Origin of the sequence: Acinetobacter sp. AG3 (assembly GCF_022343575.1) — a bacterium.
GTDB classification, from domain to species: Bacteria; Pseudomonadota; Gammaproteobacteria; order Pseudomonadales; family Moraxellaceae; genus Acinetobacter; species Acinetobacter guillouiae.
The window spans coordinates 1-20,177 of record NZ_JAKQZD010000001.1 but is presented as its reverse complement, the minus strand read 5'-3'; the positions used below and the strand labels follow the sequence as shown (position 1 = coordinate 20,177).

Below are 20,177 nucleotides of genomic sequence, written 5' to 3'. Positions count from 1 at the left end.
TGAGCTCATTATAGGGCAATTTCTTACACACGCAAGTGCTTTTAACTGATTGTTTTATTGAGTGTTGTATTTTTATGCACTGTTTTGGTTCATTTTTAGGCTTTTTGTCGCGTAAGCTTTTAATATTAAAGCAGAAATATGAACAAAATATTTCTGCTTTATTTTTTAACTATTTTTTCACATTTGTTTTTATTGTTTGAATACTGATGATTTTTACAGCTTGTTTAGGTACATCTTGGTGCATACCCACTGTTTGTGTTGGTGTCTGTACGATTTTATCGACGATATCCAGTCCTTGTGTCACCTTACCAAATACGGCGTACCCAGGGTTTCCAGCAGACTTATTTAAAAAGTCGTTATTTGCAACATTAATAAAGAATTGACTGGTTGCAGAGTTTGGCGCATTAGTCCGTGCCATAGCCAAAGTCCCACGAACGTTCTTTAAGCCATTGTTAGATTCATTCTGGATCGCTGGTTGAGTAGCCTTCTCTTTCATGTTGCTATCAAAGCCACCGCCTTGAATCATAAAACCAGGGATAACACGATGGAAAATGGTGCCGTTGTAAAATTGACTATTTACATAGCTCTTAAAATTTTTTACTGATATCGGTGCTTGATCATCATAAAGCTCTATATTGATGTTGCCTAAATTGGTTTTAATTTGCATATCTGTATTGGCGAACGCTTGATTCACTAAAACCACTAAAGCAAGACCGATGCCTATTTTTTTGATCATTCTCTTTTCCTTAAACATTTTAAATTAATAAGCCTCTCATAGTAGTCTGCTTTTATTCTGTTGAAAAATGACATTTAAACACGTTTACCAATACTCAACAGTATTCACGACTATATCTATATAGCTGTCATAAGCCTTATTGGTTGTTGAATATGTTGATGATGCTTTATCAACAAAAGAACTGTATGGATAAATCCGTGTGCTTAGCCTTTATAGAACAATTACTCTTATTTGATTATTTTTTAATCAGTCACTTTTGTTCCACGTGAAACAAAAGTGACTTGTACAAGTGGATATTATGTTATTGCTTATCCCAGAATTTACGGAACTCTTTACTCATCTCTATAACGTACTTTTTAGCTTTACGTGAAACAGGGGTTAAGTTAATAAATCCGTGGGTTTGATCTTCATAATCCTGATAATGAACCTTTACCCCATTTTGACGTAACTTATAAGCATAAATTTTACCTTCATCATGCAAAAGATCATGTCCAGCCGTTACTACAAATGCAGGGGCAAGTTTCTTTAACTGCCCATTGGTCGGTGAAATGATTGGATCATCCAATGCCATATTAAAACGTGTCGCATAATAGTCGGTCACATAATCAATATCTGAGCCTGTCAACACCAAGCCATCTTTATAAGCAAAGAAAGATGGATGTCGACTCTTAAAATCAACGGCAGGATAAATCAAGAACTGGGCTTGAGGCGCAAACACTGTATTGACTGTGCGTTGTGCAACAACAGCGCTAATATTTCCGCCCGCGCTATCTCCTGCAACCGCAATCCGGTTTTTGAGAATTTTAAATTGACGGCGATTTTGATACACCCAAGCCAAAGCATCTTCACAAGATTGAATTAAGTCACGTGGGCCAACCTCAGGTGCGAGTGGATATTCAATACTTAAAACCTGAACTTTTGCATGAGCAGCAATTAAGCGACACACTTCATCATGGGTGTCTACACTACCTACCACAAAACCACCGCCATGATAAAATACAATCATTGGCAATTTTTTATTTGGTGCAGGATGGTAATGGCGTGCATAGACGCTGCCACTTTGTAGCGGAAGACGAATATCTTCAACAAATTGGATATGGGTCGGTTTGTTTATAATAGATTGCATTTGTGATTCAAATTGCTTTCTAGAGCGCTCTACATCTGCGCCAATAAAACCCACTTTGCCCTGTTTAAGTTGAGCTGCCATCAAACATTTGGTGAAACTATCCAATTGAGGAAACTGGTACGGGTAACCCAATAACTTGGTTAATGACTCTTGAGCAAATGTAGGCAAACGATCTAAAGCCCTACCTGCCGAACCCTGCCCTTTTTCGACTAAATCATGAATACTACGTTGAAAAGCAACCATTACGATTCTTCCTTAAATGTTCAAATTCTTCATATTGTCTACATGATCAGGCATCGACTGACTATAATCTTATACAAGTCTCATCATCGATATACAAATATAATTTTTAAATACGCTAATCTGAGTTAAATGACTTGTCATTGACTATTTTGCTATATCTGAATTTTTTTTTGCTATTTTGCTTGTTAAATGGAGACAACTTATGGCTATAAAAGCATTAATTGTTTCATTCATAACATCTATTATTGCTGTTGGTTGTGTTGCATTTCCTGAAGATGGTTATGACTCTCGCGGCTATGGGCAACCCGTATATCGAGATTATGGCTATGGACAACGCTATGATCCAAGATATGACCGAAACAATGATCGCCAACGTTGGGAACGCGAGCGAGCTTATCGTTTACAACAAATGCGCATTGAACAAGAACGGCGCCAAAACAACTGGGATAAACAACGCTGGCAATATGAACAAGCCAAACGTGATCAAATGAAAAAGCAGCAATGGGAACAACATAGAAAAGATTGGAACAATAAATCAAATCGTGACCATCGCTGGGACAATAGACCTGATCAAAAACAGTGGCAACAGCGTGATCGTCAAAATCAACAACAGCAACGTGATAAAAGACGTGATGAGCGTAAAAACAGAGATCAAAACCAAGATTAATCTTCAAGAATCTGGGGCTAACCCAGATTCTTTTGTCTTTTTAGCAAACAATTTATTCATTTATAAAAGCAAAAGTAATGATTTTCCTCAGTAATTAATAGCTTCTGACATTTCTTCTTTGCTGAGGAAATTTTGTCATTTGGGTCATTGCGAACCGACTCATTTCAAGTAATGATTTCAATAACATCAATTCATAATTGAACTCGAACAATTGATTTGGAAAATCGATTGTTCAGAATAGATCATGTTGGGTTTAGCAATAAACGATTTTCTAAACTAGATACATTTTTGATGTCACAAAGTTCTATTGGTCGAAGCTCTTCGATTCAATTGAACATGAATAATATTGATCATGGAAAGGAAAAAAATAATGAAATGGTCTAATGCTCTCATTGCTGCTGCGGGTCTTTTGCTTGCAACATCTGCCACTCAAGCAAAACAAGTCATGTGTGTATTTGATTTAGTAGGCAAAAATGGTGATGTGTTTACCTTAATGAAAGATTATCAACTTGCAGCGAAAAACTGGGGTGCGGATCTGGAATTAAAAGTGAATTCAAATGAATCTGTTATTGCAGAAGATTTTAAAGCGGGTAAATGTGATGCTGTCAGTATCACAGGTATGCGTGGCCGCCAATTTAATAGTTTCACCGGTTCTTTAGATGCAATTGGTGCGATTCCAGATCTCAATCTCGCGGTAAAAGTCATGCAAGGCTTAGCAAATCCAAACTTTGCAAAATACATGACCAGCGGAAAATATGAAGTTGTTGGTGTTATTCCAGTAGGTGATGCTTTCCTGATGGTCAATGACCGCAATATCAATACCGTTGCAAAAGCAGCAGGTAAAAAAATTGCGGTACTCGACTATGACCAAGCACAAAAAATTATGGTTCAACAAATTGGTGCTCAAGCAGTTGCCGCGGATGTTACAAATTTTGGCAGTAAATTCAATAATGGTCAGGTTGATATTATTGGTGCACCTGCAGCGGTATTTAAACCTTTAGAGCTGCATAAGGGTTTAGGAACCAAAGGCGCTATTGTGAATTACCCACTGCTACAAGTCACAGGTAATATCATCATTCGTCCAGATAAATTCCCTGCTGGCTATGGTCAAAAATCTCGTGATTGGATTAAAACGCAATTGCCTCGTGCAAACACCATCATTGGAAAAATGAAAGCAGATATTCCAGCGAAATACTGGATGCAAGTTCCAGATGGTGATAAACCTGGTTATCAAAAACTCATGCGTGAATCTCGTATCAGCTTGACCAAACAAGGCGTTTATAACAAACAAATGATGAAAATCCTTTGGCAATTCCGTTGTAAAAATGATCCGAAAAACTTTGAATGTGCGCTACAAGATGAGAACTACAAATAATTCTAGATTAAATCCGATAAATTTAGTCTGAATTTACTTTAAAGTTCACTCACTGACCATATATTGAGTATGTTATACTGAATATATGGTCTTTTCATTTAAGCCATTTGAAATCTGAGGAACAATATCATGACCGCCCAAGCACTTGAGCTGACTGACAATGCTGCAAATAAAGTTCGCCAACTTCGTGATAGCGAAGGTAATCAAGATCTGATGTTACGTGTCTATGTAACGGGTGGCGGCTGTTCAGGATTTTCTTATGGTTTTAACTTTGCCGAAAGTATGAATGAAGATGATGCTGAATTTATAAATGGTGATGTAAAAATGTTGGTTGACTCGTTGAGTTATCAATATCTCGTCGGTTCTAAAGTTGACTATATTGAAGGCTTAGAAGGCTCACGTTTTATTGTAGAAAACCCGAATGCAACAACAACTTGCGGTTGCGGTTCATCATTCTCCATTTAATTCAAAGCATATTTTGAATCAAATCATGCCCTCTTCTTATGAGGGCATTTTTATGGTTGAGACATCAAGCTTAAATCGTTTCTAAAATATGTTGGCTCAATTGTTTTGCATTCTGCACTGGAATCCAATGCGTCGCATCCATCACAATTTCTTTATAAGCTGCTTTTACATAATGATGATTTAAGGCAACGCTTTTAGAACCGATCGCCGAGTCATGTTTGCCCCAAATAAATAAAGTCGGCACACAAACTGGTTGGGTTAAATTTTTATTTGAACTAAATGGAAGTCCCCGATACCAATTTAATGCAGAACTTAGACGCTTTTCCACCACGATGTCTTGTTGGAAATCTTCGAGTTGTTTTGCGGTCATTCCTGAATCTTTTAATAAACCTAGACCCAACTTCGGTAATTTCTCGAATAATAATTCTGGAATTTTAGGTAACTGGAATAAACCAATATAGTAAGATTTTAACAATTGATTACTGCTGAACATCGAACGCATAAATGCTGCTTTATGCGGTACAGAAATCGTAATCAAATGTTTTATTTTTTCAGGATAGCGTTGAGCAACATCCCAAGCCACTACAGCTCCCCAATCATGTCCAACTAAATAAACCTGTTGTTGAATCATATCGATTAAAGCATTTACATCTTCAACCAAAGTAGAACTTCTATAATCACGGCGGTTTTGCGGTTGTGCGCCTAAACTATAACCACGTTGATTAACAGCAAAAGTACGATAACCGTTTTGATTCAAGATCTCTGCAGTTTCTTGCCAGCTTTTATTGGTTTCAGGAAAACCATGTAACAAGACAAAAGGCTGTCCATCTAAAGGACCCGAATCTATCACATCAAAGCTGAAGCCTTCTCTTTGAAATGATTCTATGCGCTGTTTCTGTATCGCTAAGTTCATTGTGATCTCAGTTTTAATTTTTATTGATAGTGGAAGCTTATGCGCTATTTTTTAACAGCAGTAAAGGACAATCTCAGCGCTAAACAGGTCGATCATTGTTCTACAAAATATCTCAGGCTACTAAGCAAAAAATGAATTCTCTTTTTAAAGAACAATAATCCGTAGTCGTTATATATCAGCAAAATTTATCCCATTCTGGTTGCTTTCATTTGTTTTTACAGCGCTTTTGTTCTTGTGTAAATATTGATTACTAAGGTGTATCACTCACCTTAGCAATCATTTTATTTTTAAACTGCTGTAATCGTGCCTAAGATACGATAGCCTTTTGCCCCCGTAACAGCAGGTAGGTTGCCACTTAACTGTTGGTCAAAGCGCATGGCGAGCCATGCAAATGCAGTTGCCTCTACCCATGTCGGTGCTAAGCCCAATGCAGAAGTCGATTGTACAGACCAATTGTGCTTACGTAGACGCCAACGGAGTTGTTCAAGTAGATGTGAGTTATAAGCACCTCCACCGCAAACATAGACCTCACCCGTATCTAGAGGCGAACGATAAATGGCTTTCTTGATGGCACGTGTCGTGAGTTTCATCAACGTTGCCTGAATATTTTCAGGGGTATCTTCTAATTCATCATATTCTAAATCATTGCGCCAATCTAAAATCTGCTCATCTAACCATTCCAAGTTAAAGTCTTCACGCCCTGTACTTTTTGGAGGTTCTTTAGAGAAGTATTCATTTGATTGAAGGCGATCTAACAATGAACGTATCGGTTGACCATAAGCTGCCCAATTGCCATTTTCGTCATAAGGTTGCCCAGTATAACGATGACACCACGCATCCATAAGAATATTGGCAGGACCTGTATCAAAACCATAAACATTCTGCTCATCACCAGCAGGCAGCATGCTGACATTGGCAATCCCCCCTAAATTGAGAATCACTCGATGAATGGTTGAATGTTGGAATAAAGCTTGATGAAACGCTGGAACTAGAGGAGCACCCTGCCCACCTGCCGCCATATCACGACGACGAAAATCTGAAATCACAGGAATTTGAGTAATTTCCGTAATAATATTTGGATCACCAATTTGTAAAGTAAACCCGTGTTCTGGGCGATGCCGAATAGTTTGTCCATGACAACCAATCGCTTTAATTTGGCTTTTATCTAAATTATTTTCTTGTATAAGTTGGTTAATGCCATTGCCAATCATGGTTGCAAGAGCGACATCAGCCTTACCCATTCGATCGATTTCATTATCATCAGGTAAGGTCAATGCCATCAATTCATCGCGTAAATGAGGATCAAAAGCGACTGTAAGCGTGGCATGGATATGTAAAGGATCAAATGAAGCAGCAACAAAATCGACGCCATCCATGCTGGTTCCAGTCATTACGCCAATATAGATTGTTGTCATGAGATATTCTTCGCCTGCATTATGCTGAAAAAATGTTAGTATATCGCACAAATAGTCTAACTGAAGTATTTGGGTTTTTGTAATGTCAAATTTCCTGCCGGCTGAAGAACAACTTGCCCTCATTCGCCGAGGCACTCATGAAATTATTTCTGAAGAAGATCTTCTGAAGAAACTAAAAGAAAATCGTCCTTTAAAAATTAAAGCAGGATTTGATCCAACTGCCCCAGATTTACATTTGGGTCATACTGTTTTAATTAACAAATTAAAAGCGTTTCAAGATCTTGGTCATGATGTCACATTCTTGATTGGTGATTATACCGCCATGATTGGTGACCCAACAGGTAAGAGTGCGACTCGTCCACCGCTATCGCGTGAACAAGTTTTAGAAAATGCCAAAACATATCAAGAACAAGTGTTTAAAATTCTTGATCCAAATAAAACCAAAGTTCGTTTTAACTCTGAGTGGTTTGCAACAAAAACCGCTGCGGATTTGATTCAATTGGCTTCGCAGCAAACTGTTGCGCGTATGCTAGAACGTGATGACTTCACTAAACGCTATAATAGCCATCAACCGATTGCTATTCATGAGTTTTTATATCCTTTGGTTCAAGGTTACGACTCTATCGCGCTTGAAGCCGATGTTGAGCTTGGTGGTACAGACCAGACCTTTAACTTACTCATGGGGCGTACTCTTCAAGGTCGTTATGATCAAGAAGCGCAAGTATGTATTACCGTACCGATCCTAGAAGGATTGGATGGCGTTAATAAAATGTCGAAGTCTTTAGGCAACTATATTGGTGTATTTGATGCCCCTGGCGCAATGTACCAAAAAGTATTGTCTATGCCTGACAGCTTGATTGAACGCTATTTTGAATTACTCAGCTTTAAGTCTATGGACGAAATTGAAGTTCTTCTCAAAGAAATGGCTGAAGGTCGTAATCCGCAAGACATTAAGAAAATTCTTGCACTTGAGTTGGTTGAACGCTTCCATGGCGCAGAAGCTGCTGAACATGCACATAAAGGTGCGGGTAACTTAATCACAGAAGGCGAGCTACCTGAAGGTACGCCTGAAGTGACTATTTCTCGTGGTGAATACAATGGAGAAATCTCGATTGTGTCTATTCTACGTGCCGCAGGCTTAACCAAGAATTCAGCACAATCTAAAGATGCTGTTTCACGTGGAGCCGTAAAAGTAGATTGGGAAGTTGTGGATGCAAACTTCACTGTGAAAGAAAATGTCACTCTAGTCATTCAGGCAAGTAAAAAAGCCATTGCAAAAGTGACCTTTACCGATTAATCCCGTCTAAGCCAATAAAACCAGAAAAGCCATCAACATTGATGGCTTTTTTATTGAATAAATTTATTCACCTGCAAGTGAACATTCAAAGTTGGTGCGATCTACCGTACAGCGTGCTTTTTTCAGTACCGACATCATCACAGGATCGTACACCCCTCTTTTTGTTAACTCAATCCGCCCTTCTCGCAATAATTTCTGATAACGGAGTGCATCATCCTTAGATACATTTAATTTATATTTTGCTGGAATTTCAGCTTCCATTTTTTCTATTTTCTTAAATGAACTTGGTAACTGCTTCACAGCCCACTCACGTGACTTAATACCAAAACCTTCTGGAAACTGCTCAGGTTTAATAATTAAATCGGCAGTCACATTCACTACGGGATAAGTAAACATTGCACCATTGCTACCTAAACCTTTATAAATTTCCAATGGTTTATAGGCATAGGCTGGTGAAGCAATCGCATCCACTTCACCATCATTAAATTTTTTCACAAAATTAAAAATATCAGAAGGAACCCCGATTGCGCCTACACGTTCAACGGCAACCTTTTGTGCAAGATCATAATGCAGATAGGCAAACTTTTTACCTTTGCCCTTTTCTAAAGTATTCATTGCGCGATCTTTAACAAAGATATAAGCAATACCAATCGGGGTAATCATTGCCAATTCATATTTGACCCCATTTTTTTCAGAAACCAATCTTTTTGCATTGCGTTTATCCAAGGCATAGTTGATCGCTCTTCTGGCAATTTCATTGTTGGGAATTCCGCCCAAAGCATCAATAGAACCACCAAATTTATTGTATTCACGTGAACGCATCGTGGTCATTGCCGCGGCATCACATTTATTGGTTTTAAAATTTTTATCCACGGCTTCTTCTGACTGATACACGGTTAAATTAATATCAGCACCCCATGCTTTGGCTGCTAAAGCCCATTCTTCCATGAGTTTATAAGATTCACCCGCTTTACCCAGTAAATCAAACACACACACATTTTGTTTTGCCTGTAGCAGAGGTGAAAAAAAAACTGAAAAAACAATCGGTAAATATCCAATTTTATTCATCATCTAACGTCCATATTTTTATAAATAGATTTATCCTTGTAGATGTAAAAGCAATCCGAGTCTTTTACTTTAACTACACATTTTTAGGTGATACTGTGATTAATTCTACATAAATTGGATATTTTGTGTTAGTTTTTTAACCAACTTTTAGATGAAATAAAAAATTCAGGACAAAATTCTGATAAAAATAAGTGGCTGAGCTGATTTGATTGAGCGGTTTTTTTATTGAGTGGTTGTAAAATTAAAATATTCTAATGATTGCTGTTGGTTTGGGAGATATACACATTTTTTATTGAAGCATTCACAATAAAGCATTGTTTGTTTTTTTTGAATTGATCTTATTTACCCAATTTATTGTGCTTTTCACTCAAGAAAAGACATTTTGTCACTTCTTTTATCAAATACATTTTTTGAACTCTACCATTTATCCTTTACTATACCGCATCCGATATTCAATAGTCAGTTTCCTATGATTCAGTTAGACCAACTTTCAATTCGCCGTGGTGGACGCATTTTATTCCAAAAAGCGTCTATGCAACTTCATCCTGGTTGGAAAATTGGTTTAACAGGTGTAAATGGTGCGGGTAAATCCACATTGTTCTCAGCACTTTTGGGTGGAATGGAGTCAGACAGCGGTAGCTTAACCCGTCCAAATATATGGACCGTTGCCCATATGGCTCAGGAAATCAAAGCCTTAGATATGAAAGCTATTGATTTTGTGTTATCTGGCGATGAAGAATATTGGCTCATCCAAGACAAATTAAACCATTCTGAAGATTTGAGTAATGATGAGTTAGCACATTTATATAGCCGTTTTGAAGAAATTCATGGCTATACAGCTGCATCTAAAGCATCTCAACTGATGGCCGGTTTAGGTTTTTTTGAGCATCAATCAGAACTCTTGGTTTCAAGTTTCTCTGGTGGGTGGCGGATGCGTTTAAATCTTGCTCGCACCCTGATGAGTCGCTCAGACTTACTATTACTCGATGAACCAACCAACCATTTAGATTTAGATGCAATTTTATGGCTAGAAGATTGGCTCAAGGCATATGAAGGCACGCTCATTTTAATTTCACATGACCGCGATTTCTTAGATGCAATCACAGATCATATTTTACATATCGAAAATCAAGTACTGACTTTATATACCGGCAACTACTCTACTTTTGAAACCACACGTGCTGAGCGATTAGCACAACAACAACAAGCGTTTGAAAAGCAACAAGAAGCTAAAGCACACTTACAAAAATTTATTGACCGTTTTAAAGCCAAAGCGACTAAAGCACGACAAGCGCAAAGCCGTATTAAACAACTTGAACGTATGCAAGAACTTGCCCCTGCACATGTCGATAATCCATTTACCTTTAGTTTCCGTGAACCAAGCAAAATGAGTTCACCGCTGCTCACACTCGAACATGCAGATATTGGCTATGGCGATAAATTAATTGTCACCAATGTAAATTTACAGATTACACCAAGCAGTCGTATCGGTTTACTGGGAATGAATGGTGCAGGTAAATCGACCCTAATTAAATCTTTAGTCGGTGATTTACCGCTGATTCAAGGTTTACGTAAAGATTCTGAGTTACTCAATATTGGTTATTTTGCCCAGCACCAAATGGATGCTTTAGATGGCAATGCCAGCCCGATGTTACAACTTTCTCGCATCGCTGACCCAAAGATCAGTGAAGCAGCTTTACGCTCCTTTTTAGGAAGTTTTGGCTTTAGTGGTGAACGTATGGACACCCCAAGCGAAAGCTTCTCTGGCGGTGAACGTGCGCGTTTGGCTTTGGCTTTAATCGTCTGGCTGCGTCCAAATGTTTTAATTCTCGACGAACCGACAAACCATTTAGATTTAGATATGCGCCATGCACTTACGATGGCTTTACAGGATTTTGAAGGTGCTGTGGTTTTAGTTTCCCATGAACGTCAGCTGATCGCTTCAGTCTGTGATGAACTTATTTTGGTTCATGCAGGTCAAAGCAAGGAATTTGACGGGGATTTACAAGATTATGCAACGTGGTTACGTCAAGCACGTATCGATATGATCAAGAATGGACAACAGCCTAGCGCACCTGTTCAATCTCAGGTGGTTGAAAAGCCAACTATTTCAAAACTCGATAAAGAAGCACAACGTAAAGAAGCTGCTCGTCAACGTGAACTGAGCCGTCCTATTCGTAAAAATATCGAGAAAATTGAAAGCCAAATTGGAAAAATTCAACCTAGACTTGCAGAAATTGAAGCATTACTTGCAGACTCAGCCCTTTATGAGGCAAACCGTAAAGATGATTTACTCAAACTCATGAATGAACAGACAGAGTTAAAAGTAAAATTAGAACAAGCTGAAGAAAAAATGCTTGAACTGATGATGGAACTAGAAACATTAGAAAGCTCTTTCGATTAAAAGGCGCTTTTAATTAAAAAGTGCTTTTAAAGACAGTAAGCCCCTCAAATTAGCTAGAAATAGGCAAATGCCTTTTCTAGCTTTTTAATAAAATATAATTAAAAATCAATAAGTTAATTAATAAAACTATTTATTTAAAGTTTTAACCGCAATTTCATCGCCTTAACAAAATTTAAAGTTCTATACCTCTTCTCATAAATCATCAGTAATTCAATACATAGCCACGCTATGCAAACACGCTCAGGTATTGTTTCTCATTACTCTATATTCCCCCAGATCAAAAAGAAGGCTTTTTATCACAATAATCCAATAAAAATCATAAGCTTATTTTATTCAACATCCAAACCACATCCAACAGCCGCGTCCAAGCCTAAAAGCATCTTTAAATCGACAAAATACAATCATAACTTTTATTTATAATAGACAATTTCCACCGTGGAACATATTAGCACACCTAAATAATAGCAAAAAAGGCTTTAAAAAAGACAATTCATTTGAATTTAAAAATGTTTTTTATCAATTGCTTGTGGATAAGTTAAAATTTTAAAACAGTTCTTCTGACTCATTCTTTGAGAGCATTTTTTAATGATTTTGAAGTTTTATATGTGATTAAATCAGTCTGTATTGATCGAATTTAGGCTTAATTGCAAAGTTACCCACATACTTATCAACATTATTTTGGTTAATAATAGAACAAAATTCAAGTGCAAAATTTAACCGTTCGTCGCTTTTTATAATGAACATTCATCTAATTTTTTTGATTTCAGCAAAATTATTTAAAATTACATAGATCATGAATTTCGAACAATTTGTAATGAAAAAGCATAACTCAGACTTAAAAAACTGATTTACTTATAAAAAGATTGTCGATGAAATGAGAGTTAAGTCGCTAATTCACAATAATTGTCAAAAAAAAAATAATAAATGGAGTAAATGCTCTATTTTTTTCAAACAAAGCTGATTAATATTGCGCTTATGGAAAAGTTCCTAAAGATGGATAAATAGATAAGGACGAAAATATGAAAAAAATTGCATTCGCTATTGCTGCAACTTCAATCGTTGGATTTAGTTCAGCATCTCAAGCTGCGACAGATGTCTGCGTATTTGACTTATTAGGTAAGTCAGGTGAATCATTTCAAATGGCACAAGAATGGGCATTATCAGCAAAAAGCTGGGGCGCTGATATCAATCTCATTCCAAAACAAGATGAAGCTGTTGCAGATAACGACTTTAAAGCAGGCAAATGCGATGGCGTATTTATGACTGCAATGCGTGCGCGTCAATACAATAAATTTGTGGGTTCAATCGACTCTATTGGTGGTGTGCCAAGTAATGCGATAGCACAAAAAGCCATTACTTTTGCCTTAGATGCACGTAATGCTGCAAAAATGACCACAACCTTGGGTGGTAAAAAATACGAAGTTGCTGGTATTGCACCACTTGGTTCAGCATTTATTTTTGTACGTGATAAAAATATCAACTCGATTGAAAAAGCCGCTGGGAAAAAGTTTGCTGTGTTAAGCTATGACAGCGCTCAAAAAATTCTGGTACAACGTGTTGGTGCACAAGCAGTTCCTTCAGATATCACCAACTTTGTTGCAAAATTCAACAATGGTCAAGTTGATATGGTCGGTGCACCAGCTTATGCCTACAAACCGCTTGAAATTCAAAAAGGTTTAGGCGCAAATGGGGCAATGTTTAACTTCCCTGTATTACAAGTAACTGCTGACTTTGTCATCCGTCCTGAAAAGTTCCCTGCAGGTTTTGGTCAAAAATCTCGTGATTATTTTGTGAAAAACTTGCCAAAAAGCTTTGCTATGATTAATCGCTTAGAAGCGACTATTCCAGCAAAATACAAAATGAATTTAACCGCTGAAGATAAGCTGAAATATCAAAAATTAATGCGTGATGGCCGTTTAGAACTGACTAAACAAGGTATTTATGATGCAGGTATGATGTCTGTATTGAAAAAAGCACGTTGTTCAGTAGATAAAGCCAACTTTGAATGTACGCTAGGTGGTGAATAATACTTTAGCTGAAATAAGCTAAAGTCTACAAAAAAACCAGCTTTGATAAGCTGGTTTTTTTGTTTTAAATAGAAGCAGTCGCACTATCAAAATTAAAATAAGGGCTATAAAAAAGGGAATAAACCGAGGTTTATTCCCTTTTATTGATTAAAATGAGTTTAATTAAGCATCAATATCTGCATTTAATGCATTTTCTTCAATGAACGCACGACGTGGTTCTACATCATCGCCCATTAAACATGCAAACATACGATCGGCTTCAATCGCATCATCAATGGTCACTTGCAGCATATTACGGTTTTCAGGATCCATTGTGGTTTCCCAAAGCTGTTCAGCATTCATCTCACCCAAACCTTTATAACGTTGGATCATCATGCCGCGACGTGAATCTGTCAAAATGTGTTGCCAAACCTGATGGAAAGTCGAAACGTTGATTTTACGTTCGCCTTTTTGCAGATAAGCACCTTCTTCTAACAAGGTGAACCAGCTCTTCGAGTTTTGCAATAAACGCTTATATTCACCCGATGCCAATAAACCCGCATCTAATAAATAGCTATGCGGTAAATTGTGCACATAAATCGTTATACGCGGGAAATAAATCGTCGTTTTAAGCCCATCAGCAGTTTCTTTATCAAACGACTCCAAGCTCAACACTGGACGTAAACTTGGTTGCGTTGTTTCAATCGCAGCACGAAGTTTCTCACCCCATTGTTGTACATAATCTTGGTCATGATTTTGATCAAGTTTAAAATGCTCAAGACTCAATAAACCATCCAGCAAGGTCGCAGGATAACGTACGGTTAAACGCTGCAAACTCTTTTGGGAGGTTTGATAATCAGCAATCACTTTCTCTAATGCTACGCCACGAATTGCAGGCGCTTCAGCATTGACACGTAATTCAAGTTCATCAATCGCATTTGAAATCAAATAAGTTTCTAAAGCATCATTGTCTTTAATGTACTGCTCTTGCTTACCTTTTTTCAGTTTATACAGTGGTGGTTGTGCAATATAAATATAACCACGTTCCACAAGTTCTGGCATTTGACGGAAGAAGAAAGTCAAAAGCAGGGTACGAATGTGTGAACCATCCACGTCAGCATCGGTCATGATAATGATTTTATGATAACGCAACTTGTCTGGGTTATATTCTTCACGGCCAATACCACATCCTAATGCAGTAATCAGCGTACCCACTTCCTGAGATGAAATCATCTTATCGAAGCGTGCACGTTCCACATTCAGGATTTTACCTTTGAGCGGAAGAATGGCTTGCATTTTACGGTTACGGCCTTGTTTTGCAGAACCGCCCGCAGAGTCACCCTCGACTAAGTATAATTCTGAAAGTGCTGGATCTTTTTCCTGACAGTCTGCCAACTTACCTGGAAGACCGGCAATATCAAGCGCACTCTTACGACGTGTCATTTCACGTGCTTTACGCGCAGCATCACGCGCACGTGCAGCATCAATGATCTTGCCTGCAATAGATTTTGCAGCCTGAGGATTTTCTAATAAATACTCAGAAAAGGCTTTGTTCATTGCCTGCTCGACAGCAGGTTTAACTTCACTCGACACCAATTTTTCTTTGGTTTGAGATGAGAATTTAGGATCAGGTACTTTAACTGAAACAATTGCTGTTAAGCCTTCACGCGCATCATCACCAGTAACTGCAACTTTCTCTTTTTTGAGTAAGTTTTCATTTTCCATGTAGCTGTTTAAGCCACGTGTCAACGCTGCACGGAAACCAGCTAAATGCGTTCCACCATCTTTTTGTGGAATATTGTTGGTAAAGCAACGAACATTCTCTTGATAGGTATCATTCCATTGCAAAGCAACTTCAACACCTATGCCATTTTCAGCTTGAGTGGTGAAATGGAAGATTTCATTGAGATGGGTTTTACCTTGGTTAATATATTTTACAAACTCAGATAAACCACCTTCGTAATCGAAGACATGTTCTAAGGCAACACGTTCATCACGTAGGACAATACGAACACCCGCATTCAAGAATGAAAGTTCACGCAAGCGACGTGCCAAAATATCGACATTAAAAATCGTTTGGCTAAACGTTTCAGTACTTGGCCAGAAACGAACAATGGTCCCTGTGGTTTCGACATCACCCACAATTTTTAACGGATAAACCGGATCACCATGTTTATATTCTTGTTGATGAATATGACCAGCACGATGAATCGTAAGTTCAAGTTTGCTTGAAAGTGCATTAACTACAGATACACCTACGCCGTGCAAACCGCCTGAAACTTTATAGCTATTATCATCAAACTTACCACCTGCGTGCAGAATCGTAAGAATTACTTCTGCAGCAGAGACACCTTCTTCTGGGTGAATATCAGTTGGAATACCACGTCCATTATCTGCAACGCTGACTGACTCATCTTCATGAATCGTTACTAAAATTTCATCACAATGACCAGCTAAAGCTTCATCAATCGCGTTATCGACGACCTCAAATACCATATGGTGTAAGCCTGAACCATCATCAGTATCACCAATATACATACCTGGGCGTTTACGAACTGCATCTAGACCACGTAATACTTTGATACTAGAGGAATCATAAGCCTTTTCAATGGTTGGTTCTGTTTGAGAAGCTATTTGATCTTCTGAACTCATGGTTTCTCCCTAGTGAAAAATAGGTCTTTCCAAAATTGGCTAAAATCTAAAATCATGTTGCAACAACACTTACCTGACCTTGGTCAACATTGAATAACTGGTAGGAAATAGACAAATCATGTAAATGTTTTTTTACTGATTCATGGTCTAGTGTGGTAATAAAAACTTGACTACCAAGTTGGCTCAATCGCTCAATTAAACGTTGTTGTGCGCTTAAATCTAATTCTGCTGTCACATCATCTAATAATACCACAGTTTCTTTATTACAGGCATGTAACATGGCAATTTGTGATAGTTTTAAAGCCATTATCAATAACTTTTTCTGCCCTCTAGACAGTACCACATCCGCTTCGCCTAATGGGGTTTTTAATCGGATATCTGCACGATGCGGTCCATACTCGGTATAACGTCGATCAACATCTTTTTGGTGATATTGAATCAGGTCATTGGCCAAACCATGTTCCACATGGAACCCTGCACTATATTCCATTTCAATCTTTAAATCGGGTAGCAACTGCGCCAAATCTTCTTGCAAATATAGCTTCCATTGCTCAACAATCTCGACCCGTTGAGAATGCAACATTTCACCATAATCACTGAGCATTTTGTTCCACGGCTCTAAATCGAGCAAAGTTAGATTACGTTTGGTTTTAAGTAAGCTATTTCTTTGCTTTAAAGCGCGTGAATAATATTGCCACGCATGATAGAAATCTGGTTCCACGTGAAACATGAGCCAATCCAACAATTGGCGACGTGGTTTTGCCCCATGATCAATAATATCGGTACTTAATGGGTCAATCAGTTGCAAAGGTAAGATTTTGGCAAGCTGCCCTTGGGTTGCAACAGTATCACCATTGACTTTAATTAACTGCTCACCACTTTGCAGCTTTTGCATACCAATCTTTTCAGTCAAAGATTGGGCAAAAACAATGGCGTCTGATTGATTATTTTGAATGTAATTTTTAGGGATATGGGTTCGAAAAGATCGACCTGTTGCCAATAAATGAATGGCTTCTAAAATCGAAGTTTTGCCTGAACCATTTTGTCCATAAAAAACATTAAACGGTTGCAACTCATGCAGAGCAACCGTCTTGAGGTTTCGAACACGTTGTATATTTAAACGCGTAATATGCATGGCTATGATTTAAAAATAAATCAATTAAACACGCATCGGCATCACAACATAAGTTTGATTAGATTGGGTTGGATCTTGTACCAATACCGACTGATTCGCTTCCGACATGGTCATTGCGACATCATCACCATCTAAAACGCTTAATACATCTAAAATATATTGCGCATTAAACGACATTTCCATCGGCGCATTGGCATATTGAATAGCTAAATCTTCAATCGCTTCATCTTGCTCAGGGTTATTGGCACGTAATTGCAAAGAATCAGCATTAAAGTTTAAGAATACACCACGTAATTTTTCATTACTTAAAATCGCAACACGTTGTAAGGATTGCTTAAATACATCATGTGGAATATTTACAACTTTGTCACCGCCACGTGGAATCACACGACGATAATCAGGGAATTTCCCATCAATTAATTTTGTTGTGAAACGTACCGTAATATCGCCTTGTTCTTTGTCGCGGCTAGAGGTTTGAATGGTAACATTTAACAATTCACGACCAATTAACAAGGTCAGTTGCTCATCTTCGATACTTAAAAGACGTTGTAACTCACCGACTGCTTTACGTGGAACAATGGCTTGAACCAATTGTGCAGCGGTTGAAGACGCCAATGTTTCACACAATGCTAAACGGTGCCCATCGGTAGTGACTGCGCGTAATTGATTTTCATCAATTTCCAATAATGTACCTGTCAGATAAAAACGTACATCTTGCACAGCCATGGCAAATGAGGTTTTTTCAAATAAACGTTTTAATTCACGCTCAGTGACTTGAACTTGAGTGCCTTGGCTATTTTCATTGGTTAATAATGGATAATCTTCAGCAGGTAAGGTTCCTAAAACAAAGCGGCTGTTTCCAGATTTTAAAATACAGCGTTGATCTTCAGTGATCTGCAAATCAATCAAAGCTGCTGCTGGTAAAGATTTACAAATATCGACCAACTTACGTGCAGGAACTGTGGTTTCCCCTGCTTGTAAACATGCACCTTCAGCTAGAGTTGTACTTGCCACAAGCTCCACTTCCAAATCCGATCCTGTAATCGTAAGGGCTTGATTTGTAGCTTGAATTTTCACGTTTGAAAGAATGTTTAAAGTATGGCGACGTTCAACTGCTCCAACCACATGGGACAAAACATTAAGTAAGCTCTCTTTCGCGATTTTCAAACGCACGGTGGAATTCCTCTAACTAAATATGACAAAAATGTGGGTAATAAATTTTTTTTAATGACGTACTATGCGGCAGTTTATGCCGCATTGCAAGCGCATAATTTGTACAAATTTTAACTTTGTAACAGGCGCATGAGGTTTTTATAATCCTCATTAAAAATTGGATCTTCATCGCGTAAACTTTGCACTTTTTCACAGGCATGCATGACCGTACTGTGGTCACGACCGCCAAAAGCCATCCCAATTTCAGGGAAACTGTCTCCTGTAAGCTCACGCGCAAGCCCCATCGCCAACTGACGTGGTCGTGCGTAAATACGTGTGCGTTTTGGCCCCACCAATTCTTTCAATGGAATACGGAAGTATTCACTCACTACGCGTTGAATATTTTCAGTACTGATGGTACGGGCACGAATCGCCAAAACATCTTTCAATGATTCACGAACCACTTCTAGATCAATTGCAGACCCCTTAAAGCGTGAGATTGCCACAACTTTGTTTAAAGCGCCTTCAAGCTCTCGCACATTGGCAACAACCTGTTGTGCAATAAATAAAGCGCAATTTCGAGGCAGATCGATGCCACTGCTTTCGGCTTTTTTCAGCAAAATTTCGATACGTGTTTCAATATCTGGTGGTTCAACCCCAACCGATAGTCCCCATGAAAAACGCGAGACTAAACGCGGATCCAGTTCAGTTAATTCTTTTGGATAACGGTCAGAGGTCAAAATAATTTGTTTAGATTCATCCAATAAAGCATTGAATGTATAGAAAAATTCAACAAGACTGGCTTCTTTACCTGCCAACAAATGAATATCATCAACCAACAATAAATCTAAAGAACGGCAATTCTTTTTAAATTCTTCAACCTTGCCTTTTTGCAAAGAGCTGACAAAGTCTTGGACAAAGCTTTCCGCAGTCATATACATCACACGCGCATTTGGCTTTGCCTGTAATAAGGCATTCCCAACCGCTTGCATTAAATGCGTTTTACCTAAGCCTGTAGGGCCGTATAAAAAGAGTGGATTATGTTGAGATTCACCGAGTTGTGTTAAAACTTTGCGGCAAGTTTCAGCCGCCATTTGGTTTGAACGACCTTCAACAAATAAAGCAAAGTTAAATAATGGGTTAAGTTGTCGTTTCTTCACATTTTTTGCAGAAACAACTTCATATTCTTTGTCTTTTTTGGCTTTGATATGCTGTGTAGGCATCGGAGAACTTTCAAGTGCCGCCGTTGTGGTAGCAGGCTGTTCAGCAGCAGAAAGAATTGCACCAGGACGCGAGTCAACTAAAATTTCGACTTTACGAATACGACCTTCAGATAATTGTTCTGCCAAAATAGAAATCAGTTCTAAATGATGTTCTTGAATGTAGCGAGTCCAATATGGATTGGGTGCATACAGTTTTAAAGTATCTTCGACTTCTTCTGCAACCAAAGGACGAATCCACATGGCAAAGACATTATCAGAGAGCTCTTGTCGCAAGCGAGTTAAGCAGTCCGTCCAAAGCAT

General features: G+C 38.2%; 15 protein-coding genes. 6 read left to right on the top strand and 9 right to left on the bottom strand.

All coding sequences use genetic code 11. The features are described 5' to 3' along the window. Positions 1–169 precede the first annotated feature (169 nt). A complete protein-coding gene (locus L3V46_RS00075; RefSeq protein WP_034613361.1) occupies positions 170–736 on the bottom strand; it encodes a peptidylprolyl isomerase in 567 nt (188 codons plus the stop codon). Positions 737–1,037: 301 nt separating this feature from the next. After that, positions 1,038–2,105, bottom strand: a complete 1,068-nt coding sequence (locus L3V46_RS00070) for an alpha/beta hydrolase (RefSeq protein ID WP_004718910.1) — start codon at positions 2,103–2,105, stop codon at positions 1,038–1,040. Between the two features lie 202 nt (positions 2,106–2,307). On the opposite strand from L3V46_RS00070, the gene L3V46_RS00065 reads away from it, so the two are divergent. From L3V46_RS00065 to erpA, 3 genes are all read left to right on the top strand, one after another. Beyond that, the gene (locus L3V46_RS00065) at positions 2,308–2,772 is read left to right on the top strand and encodes a hypothetical protein (protein ID WP_239044658.1); all 465 of its coding nucleotides are present in this window, start codon (positions 2,308–2,310) and stop codon (positions 2,770–2,772) included. Between the two features lie 370 nt (positions 2,773–3,142). Next, the gene (locus tag L3V46_RS00060) at positions 3,143–4,147 is read left to right on the top strand and encodes a putative solute-binding protein (protein WP_004818193.1); all 1,005 of its coding nucleotides are present in this window, start codon (positions 3,143–3,145) and stop codon (positions 4,145–4,147) included. A 129-nt stretch (positions 4,148–4,276) separates the two neighbouring features. Next, on the top strand, positions 4,277–4,612 hold the full coding sequence (gene erpA / locus L3V46_RS00055) for an iron-sulfur cluster insertion protein ErpA (protein ID WP_004718915.1): 336 nt from the start codon (positions 4,277–4,279) through the stop codon (positions 4,610–4,612). A gap of 70 nt (positions 4,613–4,682) precedes the next feature. Here the strand turns inward: erpA and L3V46_RS00050 are convergent, their stop codons facing one another. Together L3V46_RS00050 and L3V46_RS00045 are read right to left on the bottom strand one after the other, a co-directional pair. Then, entirely contained in the window at positions 4,683–5,525 is an 843-nt protein-coding gene (locus L3V46_RS00050; protein WP_034613356.1) for an alpha/beta hydrolase, read from the bottom strand. 287 nt (positions 5,526–5,812) lie between these two features. After that, positions 5,813–6,940, bottom strand: a complete 1,128-nt coding sequence (locus L3V46_RS00045) for an anhydro-N-acetylmuramic acid kinase (protein ID WP_096732413.1) — start codon at positions 6,938–6,940, stop codon at positions 5,813–5,815. An 82-nt stretch (positions 6,941–7,022) separates the two neighbouring features. Between L3V46_RS00045 and tyrS the strand changes: the two genes are divergently transcribed. Then, positions 7,023–8,237 (top strand): tyrosine--tRNA ligase, encoded by a 1,215-nt coding sequence (gene tyrS, locus L3V46_RS00040; RefSeq protein WP_239044657.1) that lies wholly within the window; start codon positions 7,023–7,025, stop codon positions 8,235–8,237. A gap of 63 nt (positions 8,238–8,300) precedes the next feature. Here the strand turns inward: tyrS and L3V46_RS00035 are convergent, their stop codons facing one another. Then, positions 8,301–9,305, bottom strand: a complete 1,005-nt coding sequence (locus L3V46_RS00035; protein WP_004718922.1) for a putative solute-binding protein — start codon at positions 9,303–9,305, stop codon at positions 8,301–8,303. A 469-nt stretch (positions 9,306–9,774) separates the two neighbouring features. Between L3V46_RS00035 and L3V46_RS00030 the strand changes: the two genes are divergently transcribed. Both L3V46_RS00030 and L3V46_RS00025 read left to right on the top strand, forming a co-directional pair. Next, a complete protein-coding gene (locus tag L3V46_RS00030) occupies positions 9,775–11,709 on the top strand; it encodes an ATP-binding cassette domain-containing protein (protein ID WP_239044656.1) in 1,935 nt (644 codons plus the stop codon). Positions 11,710–12,728: 1,019 nt separating this feature from the next. Beyond that, positions 12,729–13,736: a putative solute-binding protein gene (locus tag L3V46_RS00025; RefSeq protein ID WP_004718925.1), complete on the top strand. Its 1,008-nt coding sequence runs from the start codon at positions 12,729–12,731 to the stop codon at positions 13,734–13,736. 162 nt (positions 13,737–13,898) lie between these two features. Here the strand turns inward: L3V46_RS00025 and gyrB are convergent, their stop codons facing one another. The 4 genes from gyrB to dnaA form a co-directional block, all read right to left on the bottom strand. Continuing rightward, positions 13,899–16,367, bottom strand: coding sequence for a DNA topoisomerase (ATP-hydrolyzing) subunit B (gene gyrB, locus L3V46_RS00020; RefSeq protein ID WP_034613335.1), 2,469 nt, complete (start codon positions 16,365–16,367; stop codon positions 13,899–13,901). 52 nt (positions 16,368–16,419) lie between these two features. Beyond that, a complete protein-coding gene (gene recF / locus L3V46_RS00015) occupies positions 16,420–17,502 on the bottom strand; it encodes a DNA replication/repair protein RecF (protein ID WP_004718931.1) in 1,083 nt (360 codons plus the stop codon). Positions 17,503–17,526: 24 nt separating this feature from the next. Further along, positions 17,527–18,675, bottom strand: a complete 1,149-nt coding sequence (gene dnaN / locus L3V46_RS00010; protein ID WP_004718933.1) for a DNA polymerase III subunit beta — start codon at positions 18,673–18,675, stop codon at positions 17,527–17,529. A 110-nt stretch (positions 18,676–18,785) separates the two neighbouring features. After that, positions 18,786–20,177, bottom strand: a complete 1,392-nt coding sequence (dnaA, locus tag L3V46_RS00005; RefSeq protein WP_096732407.1) for a chromosomal replication initiator protein DnaA — start codon at positions 20,175–20,177, stop codon at positions 18,786–18,788.